At 61.1% G+C, this 9242-nt stretch carries 4 protein-coding genes, 9 pseudogenes and 1 other annotated feature; of the genes and pseudogenes, 9 read left to right on the forward strand and 4 right to left on the reverse strand.

Annotated features, from left to right (window positions below):
- Positions 1-124: 124 nt before the first annotated feature.
- A pseudogene (locus DC522_RS31245) lies at positions 125-958 on the reverse strand (transposase).
- An 82-nt stretch (positions 959-1040) separates the two neighbouring features.
- Here DC522_RS31245 and DC522_RS31250 point away from each other — a divergent pair.
- Positions 1041-1166, forward strand: a pseudogene (locus DC522_RS31250) (LuxR C-terminal-related transcriptional regulator); the annotation flags it as partial.
- Between the two features lie 40 nt (positions 1167-1206).
- On the opposite strand, the gene DC522_RS31255 reads toward DC522_RS31250, so the two are convergent.
- Complete coding sequence (locus tag DC522_RS31255) at positions 1207-2208, reverse strand: hypothetical protein (RefSeq protein ID WP_205769863.1); 1002 nt, start codon at positions 2206-2208, stop codon at positions 1207-1209.
- 17 nt (positions 2209-2225) lie between these two features.
- Positions 2226-2396 (reverse strand): annotated as a pseudogene (locus DC522_RS31260) (nodulation factor ABC transporter ATP-binding protein NodI); the annotation flags it as partial.
- A gap of 485 nt (positions 2397-2881) precedes the next feature.
- On the opposite strand from DC522_RS31260, the gene DC522_RS35550 reads away from it, so the two are divergent.
- From DC522_RS35550 to DC522_RS31285, 5 genes and pseudogenes are all read left to right on the forward strand, one after another.
- Positions 2882-3025, forward strand: coding sequence for a hypothetical protein (locus DC522_RS35550; RefSeq protein WP_205769866.1), 144 nt, complete (start codon positions 2882-2884; stop codon positions 3023-3025).
- 82 nt (positions 3026-3107) lie between these two features.
- Positions 3108-3688 (forward strand): annotated as a pseudogene (locus tag DC522_RS31270) (IS110 family transposase); the annotation flags it as partial.
- 51 nt (positions 3689-3739) lie between these two features.
- Positions 3740-4147, forward strand: a pseudogene (locus DC522_RS31275) (transposase); the annotation flags it as partial.
- Positions 3986-4102 (forward strand) — a sequence feature (AL1L pseudoknot). It overlaps the preceding pseudogene by 117 nt.
- 311 nt (positions 4148-4458) lie before the next feature.
- Positions 4459-4773: pseudogene (locus tag DC522_RS31280) on the forward strand (DDE-type integrase/transposase/recombinase); the annotation flags it as partial.
- A 264-nt stretch (positions 4774-5037) separates the two neighbouring features.
- On the forward strand, positions 5038-5895 hold the full coding sequence (locus tag DC522_RS31285; protein ID WP_305777719.1) for an Effector protein NopP: 858 nt from the start codon (positions 5038-5040) through the stop codon (positions 5893-5895).
- A gap of 363 nt (positions 5896-6258) precedes the next feature.
- On the opposite strand, the pseudogene DC522_RS31295 reads toward DC522_RS31285, so the two are convergent.
- Positions 6259-6792, reverse strand: a pseudogene (locus DC522_RS31295) (integrase core domain-containing protein); the annotation flags it as partial.
- Between the two features lie 206 nt (positions 6793-6998).
- Here DC522_RS31295 and DC522_RS31305 point away from each other — a divergent pair.
- The 3 genes and pseudogenes from DC522_RS31305 to DC522_RS31315 all read left to right on the forward strand — a co-directional run bounded on the left by DC522_RS31305 (position 6999) and on the right by DC522_RS31315 (position 9156).
- Entirely contained in the window at positions 6999-7286 is a 288-nt protein-coding gene (locus DC522_RS31305) for a phosphopantetheine-binding protein (protein ID WP_047190027.1), read from the forward strand.
- Positions 7287-7826: pseudogene (locus tag DC522_RS31310) on the forward strand (beta-ketoacyl synthase N-terminal-like domain-containing protein); the annotation flags it as partial.
- Positions 7827-8104: 278 nt separating this feature from the next.
- A pseudogene (locus DC522_RS31315) lies at positions 8105-9156 on the forward strand (IS110 family transposase).
- Positions 9157-9242 lie beyond the last annotated feature (86 nt).

Consider the following 9242-nt stretch of genomic DNA (forward strand, 5'->3'; position numbering starts at 1 on the left):
TCCGGCAACCAGCTACGGCTACATCAAGCCGGGCGCATGTATTCAAGGCACCGATGCCTTTCATATTGAGCGCTTTGTTGCATGGATCGGGCTGTGGGCGCACTGAAGGCCGCTAAGCCCGCATTCAAGCGACGCGGACGGACTTCGGGTGGCCAAGCTCAAGCATCCGGTTCAAGACATGAACGGCGATGGCGCCCTCGGTCCTGCGGCGGTGATCTGCCTGTGAGCGTAAGCCGTCTCCCATCACTCGTTTGAAGCGGCTTACTGCGGTTTCCACCAAGGCTCGTCGGGCGTCCCCGGACCTCGTCTGCCAGCCCATGCGTCCATGCGCGGCGATGCTTTGGAGATGCCGGTCGCGCCGGGTCGGAGTGCTCTCCGCCATTTCGCTCGGTACCGCTGTTGATCGAGGTGTCACGATCACGTCAGCGTCAGGATGGCGCTTGGCGATAGTGTTGGACACACCGTCCCGATCGTAGGCTCCATCGCCGGTGAAGGAGGCGAGTGGACGTGCGATCTGATCGAGCAAGGGCTCAATCTGCGAGCCGTCATCAACATCACTGGTCGTCAACTCAGGTGCCTGGATCTGTCCAGTCTCAGCATCGGACCGATGTGGAACTTTCGCCTAGCGCGGCGGCTCAGGGTTGAATGATCCGGCACCGCCAGATCCAGCCCCAGAAGACACAGGACCGAGCCAATCAGGCCTTCCGTCTGACGCAGCGCCAGCCGGAACATCGCCCGGAGCGTCAGGGCCGTCCTGATCGCCAGGGCAGAGTAATGCCGGCTGGCCGTCCGGTGTCGTGCGGGGGGCGCCCGTCAAGCGGCACTCGCCTCCTCTGAAAACCACACTGTGAGGCTTCCGCGCTGGCGCAGGGCGGCCATCATACTCCGCCCAATTCGTGATTCGGTATCGCTGCTTCGGAATGCGGTGACGGCGAGCGGCATTGGCTTTGAATGGCACGGTCGCAATCGCTGGTCAGAAACCGAATAGGCCTTGACGCGACCCAGCCGCGGTTACCAACTCGCTCATCCATGCAACAAAGCGGGTCAGCGAAATTACCGTCAAGATTCACTGCGGCCACGTTATGCGGAAAATGGGAGCGCGGTCACTCGCCGACCTTGTGAGAATGGTCGAGATGCTCGACGCCAACTCGCCGTTATACAAGTGAACTCGTATATAAGTGAGCTCGCCATCCATGAGGCAACTGCTTACTGCTCCAGGTCCGGAGGTGAGTGATGTGTCGTGGCTGATGGTTGTCGGTCGAAAGGGCGTGACCTGCCGCTGAAATTTTCCTCCACGTTGAGACACGCGGGCGGGCTGGTCAGTTCATTGCCCCGGGCGTTGAGCCACTGGAGCCCGGCCGGGAGGGCTGCGGGCAGGCTGGTCAGCTCATTGTCGCTGGCGTCGAGCCACAGGAGCCCGGCCGGGAGGGCTGCGGGCAGGCTGGTCAGCTCATTGCCCCCGGCGTCGAGCCGCTGGAGCCCGGCCGGGAGGGCTGCGGGCAGGCTGGTCAGCTCATTGTCGCTGGCGTCGAGCCACAGAAGCCCGGCCGGGAGGGCTGCGGGCAGGCTGGTCAGCTCATTGCCGCCGGCGTCGAGCCGCAGGAGCCCGGCCGGGAGGGCTGCGGGCAGGCTGGTCAGCTCATTGCCGCTGGCGTCGAGCCGCAGAAGCCCGGCCGGGAGGGTCGCCGGCAGGCTGGTCAGCTCATTGCCATCGGCGTCGAGCCGCTGGAGCCCGGCCGGGAGGGCTGCGGGCAGGCTGGTCAGCTCATTGTCGCTGGCGTCGAGCCACAGGAGCCCGGCCGGGAGGGCTGCGGGCAGGCTGGTCAGCCGGTTGCGGCCGGTGTCGAGCCGCTGGAGCCCGGCCGGGAGGGTCGCCGGCAGGCTGGTCAGCTCATTGCCATCGGCGTCGAGCCGCTGGAGCCCGGCCGGGAGGGTCGCGGGCAGGCTGGTCAGCCGGTTGCAGCCGGTGTCGAGCCACAGGAGCCCGGCCGGGAGGGCCGCAGGCAGGCAGGTTAGGGACAGGAATGACAGATCCAGCCAGGCACCGACATCGCCGGCTGCCACCCAGGCTCTGATTCGTCTTACCACCTCTTGCCGGTTCTCGTCTTCCCCCTGACCCTCTTCGGCAGCCCAGGCGTGCAGGATCTGGTCCAGCGATGCTTCCCGGAGAGCCGGGGCGTCGAGATTCGTCGCATACCATTCGTACATTTTCATTTCTCCGTTTCGCGCCCGCGCAGCTGCACGAGCACCTGCTCCGGATCGGGCGCATAGCAAAAGAGCGTTTCGCCGCTCACCTCGATGCGCTGCACGTACGGCCGGATCAGCGCACCCAGCTCATCCGGATTGCCGCCGTAGATTTCGATCACCTGGCACCCGATCTGCTCGTCGATCAGCGCCTAAGGGTGGCTGTGCGCGCGGCTTTTGAGGACACGAACTCCGAGTACTCTTATGGATTATCGGCAATGTGCTTGATGTTATTGCCGTAAAACGCCCTCACATTTCTCGTGAAGGAAGACCTATCGATTTATTCGATGGGAGGTCGGGGAGCGAGCAAGTACGGCCGTGTTGGCGCCGAAGACAAACTAGCATGGGGATCCGGCGCCAATCGGGACGGCATGCCGACAAGTGTTTCCATAAAGCTGTCCACCGACTGACTCGGTTCGTCAGCTTGGCTAGCGCGTGTGGATGAGCCCTTGATTCGATTAGACATGGCGGTTCGCGGTTCCCTTCGGCCTAAGTCTCTTCGCAGTGAGTTCGGGCTGGTTAGGCCCTGCTGCGAGTGATACTCAGACAAGCTGACGACGAGCTGACGGGCAGGTGTTACCCACCTTCGGCGGCGTTCTGAGGATCTTCATGCAAATCATGTGCCGGAGAGGCCTGCGTGCCGAAAGAAGCTGGTGATGAGTTCAGTTCGGCGCTACAGGCGGGGGAACGCGCGGCGCGCCAGGCGATACAGATCAGCGACGGATCCAGGCAGCGCATTCTCCATAGCCCGCTTGCAGAACGCATTGCCCTGCTCATCTAGCTTGAGAAGCTAATGGGATGGACGGCCGTGCTTACCAGCGCACCGTTCATGAGAGGGGCGCCCCAGCATAAGGATCTGGTCCATGTCCAATGCTCAGCTTCCGCCAGTTGCCACCCTTGGCATCGACATCGGCAAGAACAGCTTTCGCCTCATGGGCCTGGATGCCCGCGGTGCGATTGTCCTGCGCTTGAAGCTCGCGCGGGGACAGGTTGAGGCGCGGCTGGCCAACATGCCGGCCTGTCTGATCGGCATGGAAGCCTGTGTCGGCGCCCACTATCTCAGCCCTCAGTTGCTGGCGCTCGGCCACGATGTGAAGCTCATCCCGGCGCAGTTCTTGAAGCCATTGCCGAAGCCGTCCTGCGGCCGACTATGCGATTTGTGCCGACCAAGACGGTCGAGCAACTCGATCTGCAAGCTCTTCATCGCGTTCGTGCGCAATTGGTCGGGCAGCGCACAGCGGTGATCAACCAGATCCGCACCTTCCTGCTGGAACGGGGAATTGCAGTGCGACAGGGCCTACGATCCCTGCGGCAGGCTCTGCCAGACATCCTGGCCAAACGAACCGATGTCCTCACCCCGCGCATGGTGCGCCTGATCGAGGGGCTGATGCAGGACTGGCATCATCTGGATGAGCGGATCGATGCGGTCACGAGCGAGATCGAAGTGAACCGCGCCGGGATTCCCGGAGGCTCCCACTCCTGACCGGATGGAGCCATGACGAAGAGAACACCCCCTTATTCACCAGAGGTCCGCGAGCGGGCGGTCCGGATGGTTTTCGATCACCGCAATGAGTACGCCTCGCAGTACGAGGCGATCCGGTCGATCGCAGCGAAGATCGGCTGCTCGGGCGAGACGCTGCGCCACTGGGTGCGGCAGGCGGAGCGCGACCAGGGCCTTCGCCCAGGGCCGACGAGCGCGGAGCAGGAGAAGATCAAGGCGCTCGAGCGTGAGGAAGGCCAGCGCGTATTTTGCCCAGGCGGAGCTCGACCGCCGCTCCAAGCCATGAAGGAGTTTACCGACGAGCATCGGGAGGTCTATGGGGTCGAGCCGATCTGCCGGGTGCTGCCGATCGCCCCGTCGATCGACTCCGAGCACGCCGCCCGCCAGGCCAATCCCGACCGCAGCCCGTCCAACGATCCGGTCTCATCGACCATAGCGACAGTCAATGAATGGTAGCCAGTTCCTGGACGGCCTGACTCTCACAGCGATGGACCGTCTGGTAGGCTGGCGCCGAAAGGCATCCTGGTGTGGCCTGACCCACACTCCGATCGACTATTCGTGTCTTTCCTCGGACCTTTCGGCTGCCCAGGACGTGTTTGGCAGCGGAAAGTTGTTGGGATCAGGTGCGCTGGGCGGTTGAGGAGTATATTTGGCGCTTCGACCGCCTGCGACGCCGATCTCCTCACCGCAGGAGGACCTGATGCTGTCCATCCGTGATCGACGGCAGCCAGGCGAACCGCGAGGCGATCCTCTCTTGCGATACTGCCGATCGGCTCCCGGAGAGAACATGGCGTGATCTGAAGCCCATTCGGATCCGGCAAAGCGCCTAATTGAACAACCGGATCGAGTAGGATTATCGGGCGATCAAGCAGCGGATCCGGCCGATGCTCGGCTTCAAGTCTCTGAGCAGCGCTCGCGCCATCCTGGGCGGGGTTGAAATGGAGCACATGATGCGGAAAGAACAGGCGAAGTCTGCCCATAATCTGCTGCCGTCACTCGCGGAGCAACTCGATCTGCTCGCCGCATGAGCTCTCCACAAGCACCTGATTCTTTCTCGTCTCTGATTCGGATTTGCAACAGGACCCCAAAACGCTCTCCAAAAAAGCGGAGCAGGTCCATTCGGCGTATGCCGCAGCTTGATTGATGATTCAGGCGCGAGCGCTGAACCAGGCCGGGTTTTCTCGTACATCCACAGAACGCCTACGTCAGCTTATCGTCAGCCGGGCTGACTATCGTGCGCTGCAGGGCATAACCAGCCTCGAAAATGATGCCCCTTAGGAGTGTGAATCGTCATGTACGGTCGAATTGGTGGCTTTTCCGGTGAGTGGAAATGCAATGGCGTGGCTGACGAAACAGATTCGTGGACAGCCGACAGCGAGCGAACCCAAAGTTTCTCGGACACTTTCGCCAACATGCACTTAGCCACAGCGGACTCCAACGCTCGCTCATCTTCGCCAGCACCGGCATATTCCCTCGTTCCCAAACCTCCTGTGGTGGAGATCTCAAGGAGTTTATTCGAGGAGAAAATGATGAGCTTTTATGGCGACGAAATTGAGCATATTGCTGCGAACCCAAAGCAGTACTCTGATGCTGTGTCCTTGAAGGCCACGCACACAAAAGATGTTGCCTATCACCACGGCGTTGGATCTGGTTCGGAAACCGCGCGATATTTTAGCTATCAGTTGGGCAAGCAGAGTGTTGGGCTTCTAAGAACAGAGGGCAGAGCTAGCATGAGTGAAGTGTTCGAAGAGAACAAGTGGCGGCAACAGTTCCCCGGGCGAACTGAAATCACATCCATTGTAGATCTTCGGGTTACTCATCCGCTTGTCGAGAACGCAGGCGATATTCTACTGGAGTATCAACTTCGGCTCGACGGCGAACGACCGTTGCTCCTCTCTCATCCTGTCAACCAGGAAGCGAAAGCCCGCGCAGCGAAGATGGGGTTTGTTGAGGTGAGTGATTCGGTGATGGTGCTTGATCCTACCCAGCATCCCGACAAATGGACGAAGAACAGTGCCGGGGAATGGCAGCGTGCAAACAAACCTCCATTGTATCTCTCCAAAGCCGAAGATAGTGAAAGCTGTGAAACCGAGGGTACCGAGAGTGCAGCAAACGGCCCGTCGCATTCGGACGACGATGACTTTATGTAGACCGGGCGGGTTTGCAGAGATAAGTCACGACCCTTAGTCGTGATGCCTGTCTCGATTCAGCACTTTCGGATGCTCAAGAAGACTCATCGACACTAGCACGTCTGGATGGCGCCTGTTTGGCAATGTGATTGATGGGACTCCCCACCTTTTAACAAGCGGATCTGAATGACCTCGTCGGTCCGAGATTATGAGGTACCGGGGAAGCCTCCGAGCCGCCTCAGGGTTGAAGAGAGTACCGTCTCTGAGCATGGCGCAGGCCACGTTCAGGAGATGGTCGGCTACACTGCGCAGGGCGCGTGGATGAGAATGACCGCATTCGCGACCCTTCTATGTAGTAGTCGGTATCTGATCGGACAGTCGGCGTCAGAGAGTGATCGGATTGAGCCTGTCCGACAGGATCAGGCTGCAATCATTTTCTCCTTCGCCAGCGGCACGGCATAAGAAGGTCTGCATCGGCGTCTTGCCAAAGCACCACCGCCCCTGATGTGGCCGCTCCTCATTATAAATCCTCACCCAAGTATCGAGATCGCTCTGCGACGCAGCGATTGAACCGGAGATCTTCTTGCAGAACGCCACACGATAGAACTCGTCCAGCGCCGTCTTGTGAAAGCGCTCAACGATCCCGTTTGTCGGCGGGTTCTTCGTCTTGGTGCTGGAATGATCCACGTCCTCGACTGCCAGATAGAGCTCGTACTCGTGGCGCTCAGGATTGCCGCAGTAATCAGTACCGCGGTCGGTGAGCACCCGACACAGCTTCACCTCATGGGCATCGAAGAAGGGCAGGGCACGACCGTTAAGAAGGTCCGCGGCGGTGATCGGCGTCTTGCGGTCATATAGTTTGGCAAACGCCACATTCGTGTAGGTGTCGATGAAGGTTTGCTGGTAGATGCGAGGAACAGGCGCGGCGTAAGGCTGGCATGATGTCCAAACACTTCTGGCTCAGAAAGTTGTTGTAGAACTTTTGGCGACCTACTTAGTCAGATCTCTATAAGCAGGTTCCTTTGGTCAATCACCCACGCGCGATGAGGGGCACTTTTCGCGACGCGGCTCGGCTGAGGGATGGCGCCGCGTCCGCGTTGAAACGCATGATAGGAAGGAACATGATAGCAGATCGGCTCACGAAGGAAATCATCGCCAAGATTGAGAATCACGCCGAGTCGGCCCGGTGGGCGATTTCGGCTACAGCTATATCAGGAAGCGGCGAGATAACGACCGCCACGGAACTGACCTCGCTTGGCATCGACTCGCTGGGATTGGCGGACATCATCATCGACCTGGAGCGTTCCTACGGCATCCAAATCGAGCTGACCACCGCCGAAGCCTGGTCGAATCTCAGAAATATCGGCGACATAGTGGAAGCTGTCCGCGGCTTGCTCGCTAAGGAGGCTTAAATGGACAGACGCGTCGTCATTACCGGGGTAGGGGGCTGCGCGGGCTGGGCACTGACACCGCCTCCATTTGGAACGAGATGCGCGAAGGCCGCTCCGCCATCGGCTCGATCACCAATTCGGAGCTTTATGGGTTGAAGGTCAGGATCGGCGCCGAGATCAAGCGCTGCCGGAGCACGACGCCAACCCCAAGCAGCTCGTCTCCATGGACCGCTTCAGCCAGCTCGCCGTGCTTGCGGCACGCGAAGCCATGCGTCAGGCCGGACTTTCCTCCATGAAGGAAATGCTCATCGCTTCGGTGCGGTTGTGGGCGTCTGCGTCTGCGGCTGGGAGACAGTCGAGGAAAACTACAGGGCCTTCTTTTTGGGCAGCGAGAGCCGTGCCGCCACCTTCACTGCACCCAAGGTGATGCCGATCGCCGCCGCCGGCCAGGTCAGCATGAGCCTCGGCTTGCGCGGGCCAGTCTTCGGCGTCGCCTCCGCCTGTTCCTCGGCCAACCACTCGATTGGAATTGCTTCGAGAAAGATACTGCTGGCAAATTCGATGTTGCCACTTCATTCGCAGCCGGAGGGCTGACCTGCAGCGCTCTGACGCAGAGCGCGGGCTGTCCACTTCGGAAGCGTGGCAGCCGCCTCGGCAGCCCTGAAGCGAGTTCGCCAGCAGTATCGAAAAACTGGAGAGCCTCTCATGAAGCAGGGGGATCTCCATGCCCCAGACACGCTTTACGAAAGAGTTTCAGGATGAGGCCGTGGCATGGACCGGCCGTGCTCCCGGGTCGAGCATAAGAGGACGGGATTAACCCGCTGCCACGGAGCCATGCCATGACGCATCAGACCACGAGTGAGTGCATCACCACCATCGGGATCGACCTGGGCAAGACCACCTTTCATCTGATCGGCATGGATGCACGCGGCAGGATCGTGCTGCGCCGGAAGATCGCACGCGGACAACTGCAGTCCTGTCTGGCCAATCTGCCGGTCTGTCTGATCGGGATGGAGGCCTGCGCGGGGGCTCATCATGTTGGGCGCCAGCTCGCTGCCCTCGGCCATGACGTGCGCCTGCTGCCGGCCCAGTACGTCAAGCCGTTCCCCAAAGGCCACAAGAACGACTACCGCGATGCCGAGGCCACTGCCGAGGCGGTCCAGCGGCCGACCATGCGTCCCGTGCCCCTGAAGTCAGCCGAACAACTTGATCTACAAGCCCTGCACCGGGTGCGCCGCCGGCGGATTGGGCAGCGTACGGCGGTGATCAACCAGATCCGCGCCTTTCTGCTCGAATGCGGCCTTCCAGTGCGTCAGGGACTTGCCGGTTTACGCGAGGCTCTTCCCACCCTTCTGTCGCAACGCACGGACGTGCTCTCGCCGCGGATGATCCACCTGATCGAGGATCTGGCGGAGGATTGGCGGCAGTTGGACGAACGCCTCGAGACGCTCACCTGGGACATCACGGCCCTGGCGCGCCAGGACGCAGGCTGCCGGCGGCTGATGGGGATTCCAGGTGTCGGGGTGATCACCGCCAGTGCCATGGTGGCGGTCGGCACTGGAGCGGCCTTTGCCAAAGGCCGCGACTTCGCCGCTTGGCTGGGACTGGTGCCCGAGCAGATCTCGATTGGTGATCGCACCATCCTGGGCGGCCTCTCGAAGCGGGGAACCGCTACTTGCGCACCCTGTTCGTGGGCGGCGCGCAGGCCATTCTGCAGCACCGGCACCACTGGCAAAGACACGGCTTCGGAGGCTGGTTGACAGCCGCGGGGACACGGCTGCACCGGAATGTGCTGGCCGCAGCCCTGGCCAACAAGCTCGCGCGCATCGCCTGGGGCGTGTTGTACCGCGAAGGGGGCTATGAGGCGGGGATTGCCACCCAAGTGCCGTAAGGTCGCTTTAGCGGCAGGCATCTCGGCCATCGAGTTCCCACCGAGGTTTGCGAGAAGGATGTGACAGGATGGATGAACGGTCGCCC

This window comes from Microvirga sp. KLBC 81, from assembly GCF_003075415.1.
GTDB lineage: Bacteria > Pseudomonadota > Alphaproteobacteria > Rhizobiales > Beijerinckiaceae > Microvirga.

What these genes read in the sequence shown, in the direction of transcription:
- DC522_RS31285 (WP_305777719.1), top strand. Translation starts at nt 5,038, where the DNA reads ATGTACGGTCGAATTGGTGGCTTTTCCGGTGAGTGGAAATGCAATGGC.
- DC522_RS31255 (WP_205769863.1), bottom strand. Translation starts at nt 2,208, where the DNA reads ATGTACGAATGGTATGCGACGAATCTCGACGCCCCGGCTCTCCGGGAA.